This window comes from Saccharothrix sp. NPDC042600, assembly GCF_040647305.1.
Classification (GTDB): Bacteria; Actinomycetota; Actinomycetes; order Mycobacteriales; family Pseudonocardiaceae; genus Actinosynnema; species Actinosynnema mutabilis.
Genome location: NZ_JBEZBW010000095.1, coordinates 1 through 22,029, shown reverse-complemented (window position 1 = coordinate 22,029; position 22,029 = coordinate 1). Strand labels below are relative to the sequence as shown.

The window sequence follows — 22,029 nt, the reverse complement described above, 5'->3', positions numbered from 1 at the left end:
GCCACCGCTGGTGCGCTGACGGCTGCCCTCCTCCGGGCAGCCGCCCGAGGAGGAGGGTCAGAAGTGGAACGCTTGGAACTCCGCGATCCGGACGGTCTGCGCGACCGCCGGGTTGCCGGTGGTGCAGTCGCTGGTGGAGCGCGGGTCGTCGTGCTGGGAGCCGGCGTAGGCCGGGCCGCCCGTGCACTGGTTGGTCCGCACCCGGACCATCAGGTGCGTCGCGACCGTCGGCGGGATCCGGAACGACCGCAGCGCCAGGTCCGGCGCGGTCGGGCGGGGCACGCCCGCCGGGAACGCGTCGGCCGGGCTGGTGTACGCGACCCGGAAGTCCTTCGGGTCCGTGCACGCGGAACCCCGGAAGGTGTTGCAGGCCAGCACCTCGAACTGGCGCACGGCGGTGAACCGGTTCTGCGCGCCCGCGTCCGGGTCGCCCTCGACCGCCGGGCGCAGCTGCGCGCTCACCTGCACCCGTTGCACCAGTTGCGGGTGGTTGCCGGCGAGGTCCACGACCACGCCCTTGCCCGCCACGGGTGCGCCGACCGAGGCCCAGTTCGTGGCCTCGGAGTCGTCGATGAGCTTGTCGGCGTTCACCCCGTCGCCGGTCGCCGTCGCGCCCAGGGCGCGGGAGGCGAGGTTGCGCGCGGGCAGCGCGTGGAGGGTCGTGTCGTCGTGCACGGTCCGCCGCAGCCGCGTGGCGCCGTACCCGTCGGCCACCACGACGAAGTCGTACGTGCCGGGCACCACCTCGACCGCGTCGGGCAGCGGCGTCGCCGGGTCGGTGTCGGCGACCGGAACGGTCCGCGCCTCGTACTGGCCGACGTAGAGCCGCGCGCCGGGCACGGCGGCCAGCCGCACGGTGGCGTTGCGGCCCCGCGGCGAGGCGAAGCTCGGTGTCGGGTCGGCGTCGTCGGGGCCGTTGCTCGCGGCGTCGCGGCCGAGGCCGTGGCGGGCGAACTCGGTCCACAGCTCGGGCACGTCCGCGCCGCCGAAGCGGATCTCGTTGGCGGCCAGGGTGGCGTCGCGCAGGTCCACGTAGCTGACCGCGCCGGAGGCGGTGAGCAGCAACGCGTCGAACGCCTGCTGCACCCACCGCCGGTTGCCGGGGCACTTCTCCACCGGCAGCTCGCCGTCCGCGCACGCCCGCTGGGTCGCCGGGGTGCCCAGCCCGTACTTGGCGATCATCGCCCCGCGCACGTCGAAGCTGGTCGCGCTCCAGATCTCGCCGTCGGCGTGCACCTGGCGGCCGACCAGGTCGTAGGCGATGTTGCTGTAGTTGAGCGGGCTGCGGCTCATGTCGTAGTTGCGGATGCCCGAGCCCGCGTCGCCGGTCACGTACCCGCCGGTCACGTACGGGGTGTCGCCGCGCGGCCGGAAGCCGTGCTCGAACAGGTACTCCATCGCGAACAGGTCCGAGTGCGACTCGTTCATCGCGCCCGCCTGCGCGCCCGACCACCCGGAGTCCGGCCCGGCGATGAGCCGGCCGCTGATGGCGTGGCCGTACTCGTGGCCGATCACCGACATGTCGTAGTCGCCGTCCACGCAGGGCGCGTAGAACCCGCCGGGCGTGGGCTGCCACAGGTACATGTTGGTCGTCGGCGGCACTCCGTCGGGCGGGGTGATCTGGTTGGCGTTGTTGCGGGAGGGGAAAGTGGGCGGCGCGCCGCCCACCCGGCCGCCCGCCTGGGCGTTGCCGCGCTCGGCGTCCCCGCCCAGGCCGCCCCGGTCGCCGTTGTCGGCCTGCATGTTCCAGGTCTCCTCGGTGAACCCGAGGTGGTAGGACCAGTCGTGCATCCGGTTGTGCATCGCGAACAGGTTGGCCAGCGCGGCGTCGATGTCGTTCTGCCGGGCCGAGGAGAACACGGCCGGGTCGCAGCGCTCCTCGTGCCACTGGTTGGTCCACGGGTAGGTGTAGCGGCGCTCGGCGCTGGGCGCGGAGGTCCGGGTGCCGACCGTGCCGCCGGCGAGGTCGTCCCACTTCTCCGTGGTCCGACCGGAGTTGCCGGAGGAGGTGGCGCTGGTGGTGCCGGCGACCGGGTCGAGGTCCCAGGCCACGCCGCGGTCGGCCGTGCGCACGGACCGCTCGCACCCGCTGATCCGTTCCACGCACCACCGCACGCGGGTGTCGCGGGAGGAGTAGTCGGCGGGCGGGTTGGCGGGGAAGACGTCCCACTCGGCGTTGTCGGCGTGGTGGTCCACCAGGTCCTCCCGGACCAGCAGCCGCCCGGTCCGGGCGTCCACGTAGCTGGTCGAGCCGCTCTCCTCGCCCACGTGCACGACCTGGTAGGCGGCCCGCGCCGGGCCGTCGGGCATGGGCACCGCGCCCGGCCGGACCCGCACCGCCGGCCCGAGCCCGAGCGCGGCCACCGCCTGCTCGGCGGACAGCGTCGCGGGTTCGGGCGCCGACCGCGCGGGGCTGAGCGTGGAGCTGAGGTAGACCACGGCCCCGTCCCGGACGCCGAACGCGGCGAGCCCGTCCAGGACCGACGGGACCTCCCCGAACCGCTGCCGCAGCAGCACGTAGGAACCCTGGCCCATCGGCCGGTTCACCAGGACGTCCATCGAGTCCACGGCGTCCTGCGCGAGCCCGAACACCTCCAGGTTGGCGCCGAGGTACCCGCGGGCCACCGCGACCGGGTCGCCCGCCGGCCGCAGGCGGGCTTCAGGGCGGGGGACCAGCGTCGCCGGCGCGCCGTACTTGTTCCACCGCACCGTGCCACCGGCCTCGGCCGCCAACACCCGTTGCCGCTCGCTGGGCGGCGCGGCCCCGGGCCGGTTGTCGACGTCGCGGTCGCCCGTCGTGTCGCCCTGCACGGCGCTGCCGTCCTGGAGGGCGCTGCCGTCCTGGAGGGCGCCACCCGGGACGGCGGCCGGGCCACCCTCGGCGGGCGCGGCCGAGGCCCCACCCGGCGCGACCGCCCCGACCGCCAGCACGCACGTGGCGGCGAGCGCCACGGCCCGCCGAAAAGCCCGTCTCCGCATCTCGTGAACGCCTCTCTGCGAGCCCGATGGGGATCAACCCACACCGAGCCTGCCGTCCACGCGCACGGCGGAGTAAGGCCCGTTCGTACGGCACCCGCACGGTCAAACGCCGCAGCCGCCCGAGGCCGGTCAGCAGGGCCGGCGCGCGCCGGGTGGTCGGCGGGTTCGGCGCACGCCGGGCGGTCGGCGGGTTCGGCGCGCGCCGGGCGGTCGGCGGGTTCGGCGCACGTGCGCCGGGTCGTCGGCCGGCAGCACGTCCAGGTCCCGCAGCACCACGCTGAGCCGGCCGCCCCACCCCGCGCAGGCCGCGGCCAGCCCGTCCTCGGTGTACTCGATGACGATCACGTGGTCGCCGAACGCCGCCACGTAGTCGCCGCACTCCTCGTACTGCCCGCACTCCTCGGCGACCGCGAAGTCCACCCCGACGGCCTCCCGGTCACCGGCCAGCTCCACGGTGTTCTTCTGCGCGATCGCCAGCCCCTCGCCGTGCGCGCGGGCGGACAGCAGGGTGTGCAGCGCCTTCGCGTGCTCCGGGGTCAGCAGGCCCTCGGGCGCGCGGGTGTAGCTGTCGTAGTTGTCCGGTTCGACCGCCTGGTAGCCCTTCGCGGCGCACCCGTCGATCCAGCCGCCCACCTTGTCGGCGACGCGGGCGCGCTTGTCGGCCGTGCGGAGGTCCAGCAGCGCCTCGCCCCAGTCGCCGTCGTAGACGACCTCGCCGTCGGCGTCGCGCAGCAGCAGGTCGGCGTCCCACTCGGCCTCCGCGCCCGGCTGGACCTGGAAGGCGTTGACGTAGCAGATGTTGTAGAGGCCGGGCGCCGGCGCGACCTCGTGGTCGCGGGTCACCACCCGGACGTCGGCGGCCGGCGGGTACGGGCCGCCGATCTGGTAGTCGAAACCGGCGTGCGCCGGCGGCAGGACCACCGCCGGACCGGCCGTCGCCGGCGGCACCGCGCACGCGGTCAGTGCCAGCACGACGGCCGACAACGTCAACAGACGCATGACGTCCTCCCCAGGGTCGCTACGGCGCATCCTGCCGGAACAAGATCGCCGCGGTCGACCCGGCCGTGGCCCAGGCAACCACGACGGCGCGAGTGGCGTAGTCACCAGTGCAGTGATCTTTCTGGGGAGGACTTGTGCGCACAACGCGCTTGTTAGTGGTGTCCGTCCTGGTCGCCGGGCTGTCGAGCCCGGTGGCCGCGCAGGCCGAACCGGTGACCCGGCCGGACGGCGACGTCCGGACCATCACGCTGATCACCGGCGACCGGGTGTCGGTGGACGGTCGGGGGGACCCGGTCGGCGTCGAGGGGCGGCCGGGGACGCACTTCGTGCGGTACGTCCGGGACGAGCACCGGTACGTGGTCCCGGTCGACGCCCTGGACGACGTCGAGCAGGACCGGCTGGACCGGCGGTTCTTCGACGTGACGGCCCTGCTCGACTTCGGCTACGACGACGCCCGCACCGACCACATCCCGTTGCTGGCCGGCCGGAACCCCGCACGGGCGGCCAACGCCGTCCCCAAGGCCGAGGCCGCCCGGTGGTGGGCCGACCGCGGCGCGGGCACGCTGGCCGCCGACAAGCTGTGGCTCGACGGCAAGGCCAGGCTCGCGCTGGACGAGAGCGTGCCGATGGTGGGCGCCCCGGCCGCGTGGGAGGCCGGGTACGACGGCACGGGCGTCACCGTGGCCGTCCTGGACACCGGTTACGACCGGCAACACCCCGAGCTGGCCGGAGCCGTCGCGGTGGAGCGGGACTTCACCGGCGAGGGCGTCCAGGACGACAACGGCCACGGCACCCACGTCGCCGCCACCATCGCCGGCCGCAGCGACCGCTACCGCGGTGTCGCCAAGGGCGCGAAGCTGGCCGTGGGGCGGGTGTGCGGCCGTGACGTGGGGTGCCCGGAGAGCGCCATCATCGCGGGCATGGAGTGGGCGGTCCGCGAGGCCGGCGCGAAGGTCGTCAACCTGAGCCTGGGCGGCGACCAGAGCGACGGCACCGACCCGCTGTCCCTGGCGGTCAACCGGCTCACGGCCGAGACCGGCGCGTTGTTCGTCGTGGCCGCGGGCAACGCCGGCGAACGCCGCAAGGTCTCCGCCCCGGCCGCCGCCGACGAGGCGCTGGCCGTGGCCAACCTGACCAAGGGGGGTGTCCTGTCCGAGTGGTCCTCCCGCGGCCCGCGCATCGGCGACCACGCGGTCAAGCCGGACCTGGCCGCTCCGGGCACGGACATCGTCGCCGCCCGCGCGAAGGGCACCCTGCCCAACGAGGCCGTGGACGAGCTGCACGCCCGCCTCTCCGGCACGTCGATGGCGTCACCGCACGTCGCCGGCGCCGCCGCGATCCTGGCCCAGCGCAACCCCACCTGGACCGCCCGCGAGCTGAAGGCGCAACTCATGGCCTCGGCCGACCCGCTCCAGGACACCTCCGCCAACGTGGGCACCGGCCTGCTCGACGCCGGCCGCGCCGTCACCCAGCAGGTCCGCGCGGACGCGGGCAGCGTGTCCTTCGGCCTCCTGCGCTGGCCCCACACCGAGCCCGTCGAGCGGACGATCACCTACCGCAACGACAGCGCCCGGCCCGTCACCCTGACCCTGACCCACGACCTGGGCGGCAACTTCACCATCCCGTCCACAGTGGACCTCCCCGCCGGCGGCACCGCCCCGGTCACGGTCCACCTGGACCCGCGCAAGGGCAACGGCACCTTCTACGGCACAGTCAGGGCGACAGCGGAGGGCATCAGCGTCACCACCGCCGTCGGCGCGTACGTGCAAGAGGAACGCCACACCCTGACCGTCAAGGCCACCGCCCGTGACGGCAAGCCGCCACTGACGGGTTACGTGCTGGCGGTGGACCTGAGCACCGGCCAAAGCACCGTCATCCCCTTCGACGCCGAAGGCAACGGCAGCGCGAGCCTCCCGGTGTCCGATTACGCGGTCCTGGGCCGCATCAACGAGTTCTCGCCCCTGGCGAGCTGGTTCACCCCGATCTCGATGACCGAGGTCGCCGGCCGCACGACCACCACCCGGGACGTCACCCTCACCCTCGACGCCCGGCAGGCCCGACCCATCGCCGTCGCCCTGAACGACGCGACGGTCCAACCCCTGCACCGCCAAGCCGAACTGCGCCTGGCGCCGCGACCCGACAAGGTCACCACGATCAGCGGGCCGGTGGAGGGCTCGACCCCCACCTACGCCCTGACCTTCGGCGACCCCCTGCCCAACTTCGACTACCTGACCCTCCTCAAGGCCGCCCAACCCCGCATCTCCCTCGCCGAAGACCCCCTGCCACTGCGCTACTTCGGCGGCAGCGGCTACCTCTCGCCCGGCACCCACCGCCTCCGCACCGCCCGACCGGACGGCGACGTGAGCGGCGCGCTGGTCGTGGCCGACGCGACCGGCGAGGACGAGTACACCCTGGCCCACCGCCTCAAGGACGCCGGAGCCGCCGCCGTCCTGGTGCTCGGCCCGTCCGGCATCCCGTGGCCGTACGAACAGACGGCCATCCCGGTCCTCAACGCCGCCGACCACCGGGCGGCGGACCTCCTGGCGGGCATCGGGAAGGAGGTCACCCTCACCGCGGTGGACACCGCCCCGACCAGCTACCACCTGTTCTACCCGGAACAGGGCGCACTCCCCGCCGGCAAGACCTACCAGGTGCGCAAGGCGGACCTGGCCGAGGTCAAGGCCGAGTACCGCTCCTCCGGCGCGGACGGCATGGTGGGCCAACGCGTCTACCCGACGAAGAAGGGCGCGATCTACAACTCCGGCATGCTGCTGGACGAGGTGGTGGTCGCCCCGGTGTCCCGCACGGAGTACTACAGCGCCGGCAACGGCATCGGCTGGTACCGCGAACACGGGATCGGCCGCATGTTCGGCTCCGACGCCCGCGACCCGGAAGCCGGCAACTGGTCCGACTACGAGCCCGTCACCTACCAGCCGGGCCACTCCTACCGCACGACCTGGAACCCGGCAGTCGCGTCACCGCGCCTGCGAGGCACCTCCGTGGTCCAGTGGGCCGTGGGCGGCGGGGTCACCCGAACCGGGAACGAGATCGACGCCCGGATCTCGCCGTTCGCCACCCGGACCGCCGTCGAGTCCTGGCGCAGAACAGCCTCGGGATCCCTGACGCTGACCGAGAACGGCACGCCCGTCGGCACCACGACCAACCCGTGGCAGGCCCGCTGGCCGGTGACCGCCGCTCCCGCCACCTACGCCCTGACCGTCACAGCCACCCGCACCGCCCCGCAGGTGCAACTGTCCTCGGCGGTCACCACGACCTGGACGTTCACCAGCTCCGCCGCCACCAGCGGCCCGCTACCGCTCCTGGAGGTCGACTACGCGATCCCCTTGGACATCCGCAACAGCGCCAAGGCCGGCGTGCCCCTCCCGGTGCGCTTCACGGCAACCCGCCAAGCCGGCGCGGGAACCGCGACCCTGAGGGACCTGAAGGCTTACGCCTCCTTCGACGACGGCGCCACCTGGCTCCCGGTCCGCTCCTTCGTCCCCAGGGGCGGCAAGCCGGGCGGACACGTGTCCCTGCGCGTGGTGGCGACAGACACCGACGGCAACACGGTGGACCAAACCGTCCTCCGCGCCTACCGCCTCCGGCCCTAGGCACACCGAGCCGGGCTGGGCTCCGCGACCACGGAGCCCAGCCCGGTCCACCCGCGGTCCGTCACCAGGTGAACCACTCCCAGGGGCCCACCTCGGTGAGGCGGGCGCGCAGGCTGGCGTGGTAGGTCCCCGTGTAGTCGAGCTGCGCCGACACGTAGAGGCCGACTTCGAGGGAGTAGATCCACGTCGAGTGGCCGCTGCCGGGCGGGTTGTAGGTGCTGAAGTTGTAGATCCAGACCCTGGTGTCGCACTGTGATTTGGGAAGGCGACGCAACAAGCCACGACCGGTGCCTGGCGCTGTGGTGTCCACGACCACCGGGCACCCGTCGTTCGACCGGATGGCGGTCCGCCAGTTCGTCGGGTTCCTGCACACCTGGAACTTCTCCCAGTTGCCGATGGCGTTGCCCGGCGTGCGGGCGCGCAACAGACCCCAGTCGGGGAAGGAAGAGTCTTCCTCCGTGGCCACGAAAAGGTTGTTGCCTTGGGAGCGGATGGTGACGCCGGACCGGCACACCACATCTGCCGCCACCGTCGGCATGGGCTCGCTGGACGAGATGGTTCCGCTGCCGACGGCGTGCGTCGCCGACGGTTCAGCGGAGGCGGTGGGCATCACGAACAAGCTGAGCACCGCGGCTAACGCCGCGAACAACGGCATGGGTCTTTTCACGGTTGCACTCCTTCGGTTGTTCGGCGGGAGAAGCGGGGGAGCATCACGGGGCAAGAGCCGTGGCGTTCGACCTCGTGGCACCAGCCCGGTCGGGCTCGACGATCGCCGCCGCGGCGACGGTGGCCACGCGTCCGGCGAAGAACGGGATCGCGGAATTCATTCTTCCCCCTGTGGAATCGACTCGGTGCCGCTGTCCGTGTCCCCCACAGCCGCTTGCACCGAGGTGGCCGTGTCGCGAAACGGCCTTCGGGCGATCAGCGGCCATGTTAGGTTGGCGATTCGTTGTCAAGCCCCAGGTCAAGCGCTGAACAAACAACCTCGGCGAGGCAGGGACGGACGTGGGCAGGCCCGAACGGGAACTCGACCCGGCGGCCGGCCCGGCGCAGCGGCTCGCGCACGAACTCCGCGGTCTGCGCGACGCGGCCGGGCGGCCCGGTTACCGGACGATGGCCAAGGTCGCGCACTACTCGGTGACGGCACTGGCCGAGGCCGCGGGGGGTGAACGGCTGCCCAGCCTGGAGGTCGCGCTCGCCTACGTCGCCGCGTGCGGTGGTGATCGGGCGGAGTGGGAGGGGCGTTGGCGCGCGGCCGAAGCCGAGCTGATCGGTGCCGTCGCGGGCGACTCCGGTGCGCCCTACCTCGGGCTCGCCGCGTTCGGGCCGGAGGACGCCGACCGCTACTTCGGCCGCGAACGGCTGGTCGAGCAGGTGGTGCACCAAGTGGCGGGTCGGCCGGTCGTCGCGGTGTTCGGCGCGTCGGGCAGCGGCAAGTCCTCGCTCCTGCGCGCCGGGCTCCTGCCCGCCACGCGGTCGCACCCCGCGTTCTCGGGCCGGCGGTGGTCGTGGCTGCTGCTGACCCCGACCCGGGCGCCGCTGCGCGAGTTGGCCAACGCGGTCGCCGCGTGGTCCGGGGAACAACCCGACCGCGGCGAACCCGGCTGGCTCGACCGGGCGCTCCGGCTCGCCGACCCGGGTGGCGATCGGCGGGTCCTGCTGGTGGTGGACCAGTTCGAGGAGTTGTTCACCCTCTGCCCCGACCCCGCCGAACGGACCGCGTTCCTCGACGAGCTGCTGGACGCGGCGCTCGGGGAGGGCCGGGTGGCGACCGTCGTGCTCGGTGTGCGGGCCGACTTCTACGGCCACTGCGCGACGCACCCCGGCCTGGTGGCGGCGCTGGGCGGCGGCGCTCAAGTGCTCGTCGGGCCGATGACCCGGGACGAGCTGCGGTCCGCGGTCACCCGGCCCGCCGCGCTCGCCGGGCTGACCGTCGAACGCGAGCTGGTGGCGACCCTGCTGGCCGACATCGCCGACGAGCCCGGCGGCCTGCCGCTGCTGTCGCACGCGCTGGTGGAGACCTGGCGACGGCGTCGGGGCGGCGCGCTCACCCAGACCGGTTACCTGGCCTCCGGCGGCGCGCACGGCGCGTTGGCGCAGACCGCCGAACGCACCTACGCCGCGTTCGACGCCGACGAGCAGGAGACGGCCCGTCGGGTGTTCCTGCGGTTGACCGCCCTGGGCGAGGGCACCGAGGACACCCGGCGGCGGGCCGCGCACACCGAGCTGGCCACGATCGCGGACCCCGCGACGGTCAGCCGCGTGTTGGACCGGCTGGCCGCCGACCGGCTGGTGGTGATCGGCGCGGAGAGCGTCGAGGTCGCGCACGAGGCGCTGATCCGCGCCTGGCCCCGGTTGCGGCGCTGGCTGACCGACGACCGCGACGGCATCCTGGTGCACCGCAGGATCACCGAGGCGACCCGCGTCTGGCAGGCGGCGGGCCGCGACCCGGACCTGCTCTACCGCTCCGCCCAGCTCGACCAGGTCCGGACGTGGGCCGGGCGGCCGCACCGCGCCGCGACCCTCAACGTCGACGAGCACGAGTTCCTCGACGCGGCGATCCGCTTGCGGGACAAGCAGGTCCGGGCGCGGCGACGGCAGGCCGCGCGGGTCCGGGTCGGGACCGCGGCGGTGGTCACCCTGCTGACCGTGGCCACGGTGATCACCGTCCTCCAGCGCAACGACGCCCGCGAAGCGCACCGGGTGGCGGTCGCGCGCCAACTCGTCGCCGAGGCGACCGCCCTGCGCGAGGTCGATCCGCTGCGCGCCGCCCAGCTCAGCCTGGCCGCGTGGCGGATCGCGCCGGACGTCCCGGCCACCCGCGACAGCCTGGTCAGCACCCAGGCGATCGCCCTGCCCGCCCGGCTCACCGGCCACGTCGGCGAGGTCCGGGACGTGGAGTTCAGCCCCGACGGCCGGGTCATGGCCACCGCCGGCGACGGCGGAACCGTGCGGCTGTGGGACACCGCGACCCGCGCGCCCCTGGGCGAGCCGCTCACCGGCCACACCGGGATGGTCAACGGCGCGGCGTTCAGCCCGGACGGGACCACGCTGGTGACCGGGTCCTCCGACGGGACGCTGCGCTTCTGGGACGTCGCCGGCCGCCGACCGCTCGGCGGACCGCTCACCGGTCACACGGGCGTCGTCACCGGGGTGGCGTTCACCCCGGACGGCCGGATGGCGCTCAGCGGCGGCGCCGACGGCACCCTGCGGTTCTGGGACGCGGCCACCAGGCTCCCGCTCGGCACCCCGCTGACGGCGCACGACGGGGCGATCACCGCCGTCACCACCAACCCCGCCGGCACCCTGGCCGCCACCGCCGGCAACGACAAGACGGTGCGGCTGTGGGACGTCGCCACCCGCGCCCCGGTCGGTCGGCCCCTGGCCGGGCACACCAGCGTCACCTACGGCGTCGCGTTCAGCCCTGACGGCCGCCTCCTGGCCTCGACCAGCGGCGACAAGACGGTGCGCCTGTGGGACGTGCGAACCCGAACCCCGCTCGGCGAGCCGCTGACCGGTCACACCAGTGTGGTGCGCGATGTCGTGTTCAGCCCGGACGGCACCATGTTCGCCAGCGTGGGCGACGACAAGACCGTCCGCCTCTGGGACACCGCGACCCACACCCAAGTCACCGTCCTCTTAGGACATACCGGCGAAGTCCTCAAGGCCGCCTTCAGCCCCGACGGCCGCCACCTCGCCACCACGGGCCTGGACAAGACGACCCGCGTGTGGGACGTGGCGAACCGCTCGACCGCGACGACGTTCACCGCGACCTCCGGCCTGGCCGGCGTCGCGTTCACCCCCGACGGCCTGGTGACCGGCGGCGTGACGGGCAACGTCCTGCGCTGGAGCGCCGACGTGACCCGGGCCGCGGCCCACGTCTGCGCCGCCGCCGGCCTCGACCTCACCGACGAGGAGTGGCAGCGGCACGCGCCGTCCTGGCCGAACCAGCGCCTGTGCCCGTGAGTCAGGTGCCCTTGCGGAACGTCGCCGTGACGTCCTCTCCGGATGTCAGGGGTGGGTCGAGTTCGCGGGCCAGGCGGCCGGCGTGCACGTCCACCACCGCTTCCATCAGGTCCGCGTACACCTCGACCGCGCCGCGCGTCCGGACCCACCCGACGACCGCGATGCACGCCGCCACCGCCCAGGCCGGCCACCAGAACACCCCGACCACCGCGTAGGGCACGCACCAGGTCGTCCCGGCCACCGCCGTCTCCAGCTCCGCCCGCGCCGTGCGCACCTCGGCCCGCCCGGAGTCGTCCAGCACCAGCCACAGCCGCGCCCACCACGACTTGAGGTCCACGGCGTACTGGTGGTGCACCCGGTCCTCCACGGCCGCCAGGCGGTCGCCGGTCCACGTCGCCCGTGTCGGCGCGGCGAGCGCGATGCGGTTGCGCTTGGCCGCGTCGCCGCGTTCGTGCGCCCGCGTCCATCGCGCACGTCGGCGTCGCGCCACCCATCGCGGGCGCGTGCCGAGGAAGCACCACCACGTCACCGGGCACAGCGCCCGCACGACCAGCCCCGCCGCCACCGACCCGAGCAGCACGGCGGCCAGGGCGAGGAGTTGGGCCGCCGGCGGCCGGGTGCCCAGGTCACGGGTGACCCGGTCGGCCTGGGCGACCAGCCTCGCCACGTCCAGCGCGTGCGCGTGCCCGAGCAGCGCGCCCACCGCCGCGGTGGCGAGGAACAGCACGCCGGGCAGCACGAGCAGCGCCACCCACCGCTCGGCCACCCGCTTGCCCAGCTCTCCGAAGAACGCGTTCACGCCCGTCGCCGCCTCAACGGCTCGTCGCGCAGCCAGCACCGCTCGGCCGGCACCGGACCGCCGGGCTCCCGGGGCACCTGCCGGGCGCAGGCCTCCGCCGGGCACACGTACACCTCGCCGAACGGCCGGCCGCGCATCCCGGGCAGCACCAGGTCGCTGCCGCGCAGCACGTCCGCCGGGATGCCCAGGCGCGGTAACTCGTCCTGCAACCGGTGACCCGCGCGCACCCTCGCCAGCACGTCGTCCAGCACCTTCCCCAACCCCTGGCGCGTCACGGCGGCGCGCAGTTCGGGCAAGGTGGAGCAGAAGGCGGCGAGGTGTTCGTCGGCGTGCGGCACGGCGGTCCTCCTCTTCGTCGGGGGCTTCCCAGCCTGTCAGGGATACACGGGAATCGGGGTGTGCGGGTGCGGGACGAGCTGATCCAGGACCTCTTCGGCCGGATCACGCGCGCCGACGGGGGCGACGCCGACGCGGTGCTCGCCCCGGAGGCGCTGGCGGCGGGGGAGGAGCTGCTCCAGCACGTGTCCCCGCCGGGCAAGTTCGACTTCGACGTGCTCCACGTGGTCGGCCTCCTGCACCTGGCGCGGTCGATGTGGCAGGAGGGGCCGGCGGCGACCGCCTCGCACGCCCTCGCCGAAACCCTGCTCGCGCCGGTCTTCCTGCTGCGCCCCGACCTCGCGCCGCCGATCTGGGAGGGCGACCCGGACGCCCCGGAGGGCATGCGGCGGCGCGACCTCGGGTCCGCACTGGTGCGGGTCGGCGTGCTGCTCGCCAACCCGGCAGCGTTCGCCGTCGCCGTCGACGTCCTCGCCCCGACGGCCAACGGCCCCGCCGACCCGTTCGCCGCCGACTGCGGGGTGGTGCTCGCCGCCGCCGCGCGCCTGGTGTCCTGGCACACCGGCGACGCCAACGCGTTGACCGCCGCGCAGGCCGTCGCGCAACGCGTCCTCGACGCCGAACCCTCCGCCGCCGAACCCTCCGCCGCCGCCGCGCCGGCCCGTGCCGAACTGGTCCGCGCGCTGCTGCTGGAGCACTCCCGCACCGGCGACCAGGCGGTGCTGGACCGCGCGGTCGAGCACGCCCGGCTCGCGCCGCCCGACGACCCCGAGTCCCTGGGGGTCGCGGCGATGGCGCTCGCCCTGTCCGCCGAGCGCACCGGGGACCGCGCGCTGGCGCGGGAAGCCGTCGCGTCGGGCCGCGCCGCCGTGGCGCTGCGACCCGAACCCGACCAGGTCGTCGCGCTGGCGACCACCCTGCACACCACCGCCGAGCTGACCGGCGACCCCGCCGCGCTCACCGAGATCACCGACCTGCTGCGCCCGTTCCTCGGCTCCGGCTCACCGGAACTGCTGTACCTGCACGGCAGCGCCCTGTTCCGGGTGGCCTCGACCGAGCCCGCCGCCCTGGACGAGACGGTGGCCGTCCTGGGCGCGGCCGCCGCGCGCATCCCGCCGACCCACCCCGACCACCCGGTCCGCACGGGCATGTACGCCGAGGCGCTGTGGCGCCGCTGGAGGCACACCGGTGACCGGGGCAGCCGCGACGAAGCCCTCGCCGTCCTGGACGGGGGCGACGACCCGCGCCTGCGCCGGACCCGCGTGGACTACCTGGTGGAACTCGCCGCGGCCGGGCACGACGTCGCGGACGTGGACGCCGCCCTCGCCGCCGGCCCCGGCTGGGAGCAGCGGGCGACCCTCCTCGGGCACCGCTACGACCTGGTCGGCGACCGCGCCGCCCTCCTGGAGGCGATCGCCCTGAACCGGGCCCACCTCGCCGCCCCGGAGGACCCCGAGGACGAGGCCCGCGTCGCGCACAACGCCGCCGTGCTGCTGCGCAAGCTGCACGACCTCGACCGCACGCCCGAGGTGCTCGCCGACGCGCTCGCCCTGGCCCGGCGCGGCGCGACCGCCCACCCCGAGCCGTCGGGCGCGCAGGCCGAACGGCTGGCGCTGCTGGCCCTGCTCACCGCGGAGGCCGGGCAGGTCGAGGACGGGGTCCGGCTGGCCGCCGAGGCCGTCTCCGCCTGCCCGCCGGACCACCCGCGCCGGTCGGCGGTGCTGGCCCGCGTCGCCGAGTCCCACTTCCGCCACCACGACGCGACCGGCGCGCGCTCGTCCCTCGACACCGCGATCACCCTGGGCCGCACCGTCCTCGCCGAGGGCGACCAGGCCCAGGCGCTGAACCTGCTCACGCTGGCGTTGCGGCGGCGCGCCGACCTGTCACCCGACCTGCACACCCTCGACGAGGCGGTCGACTTCGGGCTGCGCGCGATCGAGGAGCAGCCCTTCTCGCGGCTGCGGGCGACCACGGCGCTCAACCTCGCGGGCTCGCTGGCCGAGCGCTACCGCCGCGTGCACGACGAGGACGACCTGCACCGCGCGCTCCAGGTGCTCCGCGACCACCTGGGGGCCGTGCCCCCGACCGACGACCTGCGAGCCCGGCTGACCGACCAGATGGGCTTCGTGCTGAACCTGCTCTACCAGCGCACGGGCGAGCAGGACCTGTTGCGCGAACGGATCCGGATCGCCGAGCGCGGCGCCGAGCGGTTCCGCCCGCACGACCCGACCCGCCCCCAGGTGCTCAACAACCTGTCCTCCTCGTTGCTGGAGCGCTACTTCCTGGACGGGGACCGGGCCGACGCCGAGAAGGCGGTCGCCGCCGCCCGTGAAGCCGTCGCCCTGACGCCCGCCGGCCTGGCCATCCGCGGTTCCCGGCTGCTCAACCTCGCGATCGCCCTGGGCGTCCTCGGCGAGGCGACCGGCGGCACGGGACCGGTGCGGGAGGCGGTCCGCGTCGCCGAGGCGAGCGCGGGCGTGCTCAACGCGCCGCCCGCGACCCGCATCCGCGCCCACCGGGTGTGGGGCAGGTGGGCCGTGGTCCTCGGGCAGTGGCAGACCGCGCTGGCCGCGTTCGCCGGCGGCGTGGACCTGGTCGCCCAGGTCGCGCCCCGCCACCTCCGGCGCGCCGACCGCGAGTTCCGCCTGGCCGACCTGCGCGGCGTGCACACCGACGCGGCCGCCGCCGCCCTCGCGACCGGTGACTCGGTCCGCGCGGTCGAGCTGCTCGAACAGGCCCGCGGTGTGCTCCTGGTGGACGAGTTGGACGCGCGGGCGGGTTCGCTCGCGCTGCGCGACCGCGCGCCGCACCTCGCGGCCGAGTGGGACGCGGTGCTGGAGGAGCTGGCCGACGAGTCCCAGTCCACCGACGAGCGGGAGGCGTTGTCCCGGCGGTGGCGGGACGTGCTGGACCGGATCCGCGCGGTCCCCGGCCTGGAGGCGTTCCTGCGCCCGCCCAGCGCGTTGGACCTGCGGGTCGCCGACGGCACGGTCGTGCTGCTCAACGTCAGCCAGTGGCGCTGCGACGCCCTGCTGATCACGACACGCGGCGTGACCTCGAAGCGGCTGCGGCGCGTCACCCTCGAAGAGGTCGAGGTGCGGACCGGCGCGTACCTCGCGGCGCTCGACGCGCTCGACGGCGGCGACCTGGTGGCCCGCTTCGACGCGCAGGCCGTGGTCCGCGAGACCCTGGCCTGGCTGTGGGACGCGATCGCCCGACCGGTCCTGAAGGCGCTCGGCCACACCCGTGCGCCGCGTGCCGCGTGGCCGCGCGTGTGGTGGTGCCCGACCGGCGCGCTCACCCACCTCCCGCTGCACGCCGCCGGCCGCCACGACGTCCCCGGCGAGTCCGTGCTGGACCGCGTGGTGTCGTCCTACACGCCCACCGCCCGGACCCTCGGCCACACGCGGTCCCGCCCGCCGGCCACGCGCCGCGACCTCCTCGCCGTCGCCATGCCCACCACCCCCGGCCACGCCGACCTGCCCGCCACCGACGCCGAGGCGACCGACCTCGCCGCGCTGCTGGCCGCCGCCGAACCGCTGCGCGGCCCCGCCGCGACCCGGGCCGCCGTGCTGGCCGCGCTGCCGCGCGCGACCTGGGCCCACTTCGCCTGCCACGCCCACAGCGACCCGCTCGTCCCCTCCAACGGCCACCTGCTGCTCGCCGACGGCCCGCTGACCGTCGCCGACATCGGCGGGCTGCGCCTGGTCGACGCCGAGCTGGCCTACCTGTCGGCCTGCTCGACCGCCCGCACCGGCCGCTCCGCGCCGGACGAGGTGATCACGCTCGCGTCGGCGTTCCAGCTCGCCGGGTTCCGCCACGTCGTCGGCGCGCTGTGGCCGATCCAGGACGCCGTGGCGGCCCGTGCCGCCGCTGGTTTCCACCGCCGCGTCCACGCCGGCGCGCACCCGGCCGTGGCCCTGCACGAAGTGCTGCGCGAACTGCGCGCCGAGTTCCCGCTGGCCGCGTCGCAGTGGGCCGGCTACGTCCACGTCGGCTCGTGACCGCCTCGATGTCAACCCTTGCTGAAAGTGTTTGCAAGGTCTTTCATCTTGGTGCCGATCGTGTGACGGAGGACCGGGATGGTGGCCCACACGGGCGTGACGGCTGTGCGGAGGATGCGGGCGCAACGCCTGAGCACGCCCGCGCGCGACCTCGCGAGCCTGCTGGACGACGTGCTGGCGGTCCCGGCGCCCGACCTGACCGCCGCCGGGATGGCGGTCCGCGCCCGCACCACCGGCATCACGCCGGGCGACCTGCGCGCGGCGCTGGCCGGTGGCGAAGTCGTGCGCACGTGGGCGATGCGCGGGGCCGTGCACCTGCTGCGGCGGGACGACGTCCGGTGGGTCGTGGCGCTGCTCGGACCGGTGAACGCCGCCCGGTCCCCCGGCGAGGTCGGGGGAGCGGTGTCGGCCGCGGTGCGCGAGGTCCTGACCGAGCCGTTGACCCGCGCCGAACTGCTCGGCCGGTTGACGGAGGTCGGCGTGCCGCTGGACGAACGGGAAGCCACGCCGGCGTTGACCCGCGCGGCGCACGACGGCGCGCTGTGCCTGGGCGAGTCCACCTACCACCCGGTGCCGCGGGACGGGCCGGAGCACGACGTGACCGAACTGGCCCGCCGCTTCCTGCGCGCCTACGGCCCGGCGACGGCCGAGGACTTCGCCGCGTGGAGCGGACTGCCCGACGAGCAGGCGCGCAAGGCGTTCCCGAGGACGCAGGCGGACGACCCGCCGCCGGCCGAGGAGGGCGTGGTGCGGCTGCTGGGGCACTCCGACGGCTTCCTGGCGGGCTACCGCGACCTGGGCCCGCTGCTGGACCCGGCCGACGAACCGCTGCTGCGCGCCGACGGCCGCACGCTGCCGCACGTCGTGGTCGACGGCCGGGTCCGCGGCACGTGGCGCAGGCGCGCCGGCCGGCTCGTGGTGGAGCAGTTCGGCCACATCCCCGCCTCGGAGCTGGACGCCGAGGTCGCGTCGGTGGTCGGCTGGGTCTGATGGAACCCCGGCGGGCGGGCGGCGCGAGGCCACGCCCGCCCGCCGGGGCGGCTCACCTCAGGAACGGCCCGTCCGCGCCGACCCTGCCCGGCGCGGGGTTGCCGGGCAGGTCGAGCACGTACGCCCGCAGGTTGCCCTTGCCGCCGACCGACGCGGTCAGCGAGCCGCCGGTGACGACCTTCGTGTCACCGGTGACCACGTCGCGGTAGGTGCCGTCGGGGATGCCCGAGAACGTGGCCGAGCCGGAGATCGTGACCAGCGCGAAGCTGTCCACCGCACCGCCGGTGTAGCGGCGCTTGAACGCCATGCCGCCGCTGACGCCCTCGGTCGAGTACTGGCCCTTCTGCAACGCCGGCACCGCGCGCCGGATCTGGTTGAGCCGCTGCACGTGCTTGACCAGCGGCTTCTCCAGCGTCGCGGCCACCGCGCCGGACGCCGAGGACACCACGCCGTAGTCCGCCGCCGTGACCGACCCGGCGATGTGGTCGCCGAAGTACGCGCGACCGGTCGTGGCCAGCGGGCACGTCGGACCGCAGTCGATCGGCTTGCCCGCCTGGAATTCGACCTCCGAGCCGTAGTACAGCGTCGGCACGCCCCGGAACGTCCACATGAGACTCATGTTCTCCGCCCACGCGTCCGTGCCGCCCGCGTAGCGCACGCTGGACTTGTTCGGCCCGAAGTCGTGGGAGTCCACATAGGTCACGTTGTACGTGGCGTCGTTGGTGGCGTCGTCGGAGTCCTTGGCGTTCCAAAACGCGTTGTTGGCGTCACCGAAGTTCATGTGCATGCGCATGTCGATGATGTTCATGCCGGAGAACTGGGAGTGGTCGGGCGTGCGGTAGGTGTTGCCGTTGAGGAACGCGTTGGTGCTCCTGGGTTGCCCGGCGGTGCCCTGAGCCTGTTCCCAGTCGTACTGCTCCAGCGCGGCGGTGGCGTCGTCGGCGCTGTAGTCGCGGCGTTCCTTCCAGGTGAAGAACTGCGCCGAGTGGTTGACCGAGCCGCGGTTCCACTTGTCGTTGACGAACGCGGCCACCTCGCCGAAGACGTAGAAGTCGCGGCCCTTCTCGCCGAACCTCGCCACGGCGTGCTGCTGGATCGCGGGCAGGAACCGGCGGTTCCAGGTGACCCGCGGGACGTGCACGGCGGTGTCCACGCGGAAGCCGTCCACGCCCATGTCGATGAACCGGTTGTAGGCGTCGATGAGGTACTTCTGCACGATCGGGTTCTCGGTGTTGAAGTCGGCGAGGTCTTCGTGCAGCCAGCACGAGCGGGAGTCCTCGCCTTCCCAGTTGCCGATCCAGCACCGGTGGTAGAGCTGCGCCGGGAACATGCCCGAGGTCGGGCTCGGCCACTGGCAGCTGTAGATGCGGTAACCCTCGGGGCTGCTCCACTGCGTCGGCTTGCCCCAGTCCACGCACGTGTTGCCGGCGGGCTCGGTGGTGGACCACAGGTCGCCGTTGTAGTACGACTTGCCGGTGGCGGGGTCGATGGTCAGGCCGTCGTACTCGAAGCCCTGCACCGGCTGGTCGTAGTACCAGCTCCACTGGCTGTCGCGGACGCCGAAGACCTTCGCCTGGAACAGGCCCTTGGCGCCCCAGCGCGAGGAGTGGTTGTAGACGACGTCCTGGTAGATCTTCAAGCCCTTGGCGTGCGCCCTGTCGATCAGGTCCTGGTAGGAGGCCCCGGGTGTCTCCAGGCGTGGATCGACCCGGTGGAAGTCCCAGCCGTGGTAGCCGTGGAAGTCGTAGTCCGAGCGGTTGAGCACGACCGGGGTGATCCACACGGCCGAGAAGCCGAGTCCCTTGATGTAGTCGAGCTTGTCGATCAGGCCCTGGAAGTCGCCGCGGAACATCGGGTCGTCGTGGGCGGCGTTGCCGGAGCGGACGTGCTGGCCGCCGCCGCGGTTGTTGGCCGTGACGCCGTCGTTGAAGCGGGCGGTCATCACGAAGTAGATCGTGTCCTCGCGCGGGTCGCCGCCCAGCGGTGTGCCGCCCGGCGGTCGCGGCGGCGCGTCGCCGGTGGTCACCTCGACGGACGCGGTCTCGGCGGACTTGTTGCCGGCGGCGTCGTAGGCCCTGAGGCGGTAGGTGTAGGTGGTGCGGGCGGTCAGCGGGCCGTCCGCGAAGCCGACCGGGCCGCTGGTGCGCACCACCGTGCCGAGCGCCCCGCCGGTTCTCGTGATCTCGTAGCCGGCGACCGCCACGTCGTCGGTGGAGGCGGTCCAGTCCAGCGTGACGGTGAGGTCGGACGCGGTGGCGCGCAACCCGGTCGGCGCGCTCGGCGGGGTCGTGTCCCGCGGGGGAGGGGGTCCGCAGGGATCGACCGCGCCGGCGGTGACCACGCCGTCCTTGACGGTGGTGCGTCCGGTGCCGAGGGTGTAGTCACGGCCGTTGTTGTTGTCCCACTGGCCGTTGCCGTTGTTGAACGCGGCCCGCAGGCCGGTCGCGGCGCCCAGGTCGATCGAGGCGCGGGCCCAGTCGGCGCACACCTGCTCCATGTCGATGCCGGGCACGGCCGTCCACTGCCCGCCGGCCGGCTGGTAGTGGATCTTCGTCGTGGTCCAACCCCGGGCCTTGGTGTGGTAGTAGACCTCGGCGTTGTTCCCCGGGTCCGGGTCGGGGTCGGGCTCGGTGGCGCACGGGTTGCCGGCGCCGACGACGCCGCCGGAGACCGTGACGTCACCCGTGCCGAGGCTGTAGTCGCGGCCGTTGTTGTTGTCCCAGGTGCCCATGCCGTTGTTGAAGACCGCCACCAGGCCGGTGTCCGACGCGACGGTCCGCTTGACCCAGCCCGCGCAGGCGGGGTCCATGCGTTCGCCCGGCACGGCCGTCCACGGCCCGCCGACCGGTTGGAAGTGCAGGTTGGCCTGCGGCCACCCGGCCGGCAGGCGGTAGTACACGGTGGTCCCGGCAGCCGCGGTCCGCTCCACCGGCTCGGCGTCGGCGACCGCCACCAGCGATCCCGCCAGCCCCGAAGCCAGGAGCGCGGCTGACCACCGCCGCCTTGATCTCACCCTCATGTCCAACTCCCATCGCCCCGTTGCGCAAGAGTTTGCAAGCAGGGCGACCGTAGCGGCGTGGTGAGAGCGATGTCATTGGCATGCAGGGAAAAACCCTTGCAACTTTTTGCAGGCGGTGGGGCGGCTCAGGTCCGCTGGTCGATGATCGACCAGAACCGCGAGCACCGCACGGGATCGACGGCCGGGCAGCGCCGACCGTGTTCCAGCGCGGCGCGGGCCACGTCGATGCGGCGTTGCCGCTCGGCGAGTTCGGCCAGCTTGTCGTCGATCAACTCCCGCCGGCCCTGCTGCCCGCCGGTGAGGAAGCGTCCGATCTCGGTCAGGGAGAACCCGATGTCGCGCAGGAAGAGGATCAGGGAGACGTCCCGGACCGCCGACGCGGCGTAGCGCCGCCGTCCGCCCACGCGTGCCGTCGGGCGCACCAGGCCGACCTCGTCGTAGTAGCGCAGGGCGCTGGTCGGCACGCCGGTCCGTTCGGAGAGTTCGCCGATGGACAACATTGACTTCAAGTCTACTTGAAGTGCTTGGCTCACTTCATGGAGATCGACGAGAGGGTGTTGGGCCGCGTCCTGCGCTGGTGGGGTCCTCGGGGCGGGCTGGCCCAGTTCCGCCGGCCGACCGGGGTCGCCGGGCGCGTCGTCGGCTGGATCATGGGGCGGCGCTCGTCGAACGTGGCGCGCAACCGGTGGGCGGTGGAGCTCCTCGACGTCGGGCCGACCGACCGCGTCATCGAACTCGGCTGCGGTCCGGGGGTGGCCTTGGCCGCGCTCGCCGCCGCGGCGTCGCGGGGCTTGGTCGTGGGTGTTGACCACTCGGAGGTCGTGCTGCGCCAGGCCCGTCGTCGCAACCGGGCCGCCGTGAAGGCCGGGCGGGTGCGCCTGGTGCGCGCGTCGGTGGAGGGCCTGTCGATCGGCGACGGGCCGTTCGACGCCGCGTTGGCGGTCAACACGGTCGGCATGTGGCCGGATCCGACGGCGCGGCTTCGGGAAGTCGGCCGGTTGCTGCGGCCGGGTGGGCGCATCGCCGTGGTGTCCCAGCCGCGCTGTCCCGGCGTCACGTCGGCGGCAGCCGCGGAGGAGGTGGCGGGCCGGCTCGCCGAGGCCGGGTTCGTGCGCCTGCGCACCGAGACGCTCGACCTGGACCCGCCCGCGGTGTGCGTCATCGGGCACGTGGCCTGACGGCCGGGCCTGGGGCGGGCGCGGGGCGGGGGGCGCGGTGGAGCTTACCCACGCATGCCGCCCGGGAGATTGACGGCGACGCCGCAGGGAAAAAAACCGGGTACTACAATATATACCGCATCGGGCGCACGCGCCCCCACAGCCCGCA

At 74.1% G+C, this 22,029-nt stretch carries 12 protein-coding genes; 5 read left to right on the top strand and 7 right to left on the bottom strand.

Translation table 11 applies throughout. The annotated features are described in order from the left end of the window. Window positions 1-57: 57 nt before the first annotated feature. Both AB0A74_RS34735 and AB0A74_RS34730 read right to left on the bottom strand, forming a co-directional pair. Window positions 58-2,979: a M36 family metallopeptidase gene (locus tag AB0A74_RS34735; RefSeq protein WP_358256275.1), complete on the bottom strand. Its 2,922-nt coding sequence runs from the start codon at window positions 2,977-2,979 to the stop codon at window positions 58-60. 129 nt (window positions 2,980-3,108) lie between these two features. Continuing rightward, window positions 3,109-3,978 (bottom strand): endo alpha-1,4 polygalactosaminidase, encoded by an 870-nt coding sequence (locus AB0A74_RS34730; RefSeq protein ID WP_358256273.1) that lies wholly within the window; start codon window positions 3,976-3,978, stop codon window positions 3,109-3,111. 158 nt (window positions 3,979-4,136) lie between these two features. Between AB0A74_RS34730 and AB0A74_RS34725 the strand changes: the two genes are divergently transcribed. Beyond that, window positions 4,137-7,589, top strand: coding sequence for a S8 family serine peptidase (locus AB0A74_RS34725; RefSeq protein ID WP_358256271.1), 3,453 nt, complete (start codon window positions 4,137-4,139; stop codon window positions 7,587-7,589). Between the two features lie 61 nt (window positions 7,590-7,650). Here AB0A74_RS34725 and AB0A74_RS34720 read toward each other — a convergent pair whose 3' ends face one another. After that, window positions 7,651-8,244 carry a hypothetical protein gene (locus AB0A74_RS34720; RefSeq protein WP_358256269.1) on the bottom strand — a complete coding sequence of 198 codons (594 nt, stop codon included), beginning with the start codon at window positions 8,242-8,244 and terminating at the stop codon, window positions 7,651-7,653. Between the two features lie 350 nt (window positions 8,245-8,594). Here AB0A74_RS34720 and AB0A74_RS34715 point away from each other — a divergent pair, with 350 nt between their 5' ends. Next, complete coding sequence (locus AB0A74_RS34715; protein WP_358256267.1) at window positions 8,595-11,555, top strand: hypothetical protein; 2,961 nt, start codon at window positions 8,595-8,597, stop codon at window positions 11,553-11,555. Between the two features lies 1 nt (window position 11,556). Here the strand turns inward: AB0A74_RS34715 and AB0A74_RS34710 are convergent, their stop codons facing one another. Next, complete coding sequence (locus AB0A74_RS34710) at window positions 11,557-12,354, bottom strand: hypothetical protein (RefSeq protein WP_358256265.1); 798 nt, start codon at window positions 12,352-12,354, stop codon at window positions 11,557-11,559. Continuing rightward, entirely contained in the window at window positions 12,351-12,692 is a 342-nt protein-coding gene (locus tag AB0A74_RS34705) for a hypothetical protein (RefSeq protein WP_358256263.1), read from the bottom strand. Before AB0A74_RS34705 ends, AB0A74_RS34710 begins: the two co-directional genes overlap by 4 nt. 66 nt (window positions 12,693-12,758) lie before the next feature. Between AB0A74_RS34705 and AB0A74_RS34700 the strand changes: the two genes are divergently transcribed. Both AB0A74_RS34700 and AB0A74_RS34695 read left to right on the top strand, forming a co-directional pair. Further along, entirely contained in the window at window positions 12,759-16,694 is a 3,936-nt protein-coding gene (locus AB0A74_RS34700) for a CHAT domain-containing protein (protein WP_358256261.1), read from the top strand. 78 nt (window positions 16,695-16,772) lie between these two features. Continuing rightward, entirely contained in the window at window positions 16,773-17,684 is a 912-nt protein-coding gene (locus AB0A74_RS34695) for a winged helix DNA-binding domain-containing protein (protein WP_358256259.1), read from the top strand. Window positions 17,685-17,736: 52 nt separating this feature from the next. On the opposite strand, the gene AB0A74_RS34690 is transcribed toward AB0A74_RS34695, so the two are convergent. Both AB0A74_RS34690 and AB0A74_RS34685 read right to left on the bottom strand, forming a co-directional pair. Then, window positions 17,737-20,703 (bottom strand): carbohydrate binding domain-containing protein, encoded by a 2,967-nt coding sequence (locus AB0A74_RS34690; RefSeq protein ID WP_358256257.1) that lies wholly within the window; start codon window positions 20,701-20,703, stop codon window positions 17,737-17,739. A 125-nt stretch (window positions 20,704-20,828) separates the two neighbouring features. Further along, complete coding sequence (locus AB0A74_RS34685) at window positions 20,829-21,203, bottom strand: MerR family transcriptional regulator (protein ID WP_358256255.1); 375 nt, start codon at window positions 21,201-21,203, stop codon at window positions 20,829-20,831. A 36-nt stretch (window positions 21,204-21,239) separates the two neighbouring features. Here AB0A74_RS34685 and AB0A74_RS34680 point away from each other — a divergent pair, with 36 nt between their 5' ends. Then, window positions 21,240-21,881, top strand: coding sequence for a methyltransferase domain-containing protein (locus AB0A74_RS34680; protein ID WP_358256253.1), 642 nt, complete (start codon window positions 21,240-21,242; stop codon window positions 21,879-21,881). The last annotated feature ends 148 nt before the right edge of the window (window positions 21,882-22,029 follow it).

Coding starts and splice junctions, on each gene's coding strand:
- AB0A74_RS34730 (WP_358256273.1), bottom strand. CDS start 3,978: ATGCGTCTGTTGACGTTGTCGGCCGTCGTGCTGGCACTGACCGCGTGC.
- AB0A74_RS34685 (WP_358256255.1), bottom strand. CDS start 21,203: ATGTTGTCCATCGGCGAACTCTCCGAACGGACCGGCGTGCCGACCAGC.
- AB0A74_RS34695 (WP_358256259.1), top strand. CDS start 16,773: ATGGTGGCCCACACGGGCGTGACGGCTGTGCGGAGGATGCGGGCGCAA.
- AB0A74_RS34680 (WP_358256253.1), top strand. CDS start 21,240: ATGGAGATCGACGAGAGGGTGTTGGGCCGCGTCCTGCGCTGGTGGGGT.
- AB0A74_RS34690 (WP_358256257.1), bottom strand. CDS start 20,703: ATGAGGGTGAGATCAAGGCGGCGGTGGTCAGCCGCGCTCCTGGCTTCG.
- AB0A74_RS34735 (WP_358256275.1), bottom strand. CDS start 2,979: ATGCGGAGACGGGCTTTTCGGCGGGCCGTGGCGCTCGCCGCCACGTGC.
- AB0A74_RS34720 (WP_358256269.1), bottom strand. CDS start 8,244: ATGCCGTTGTTCGCGGCGTTAGCCGCGGTGCTCAGCTTGTTCGTGATG.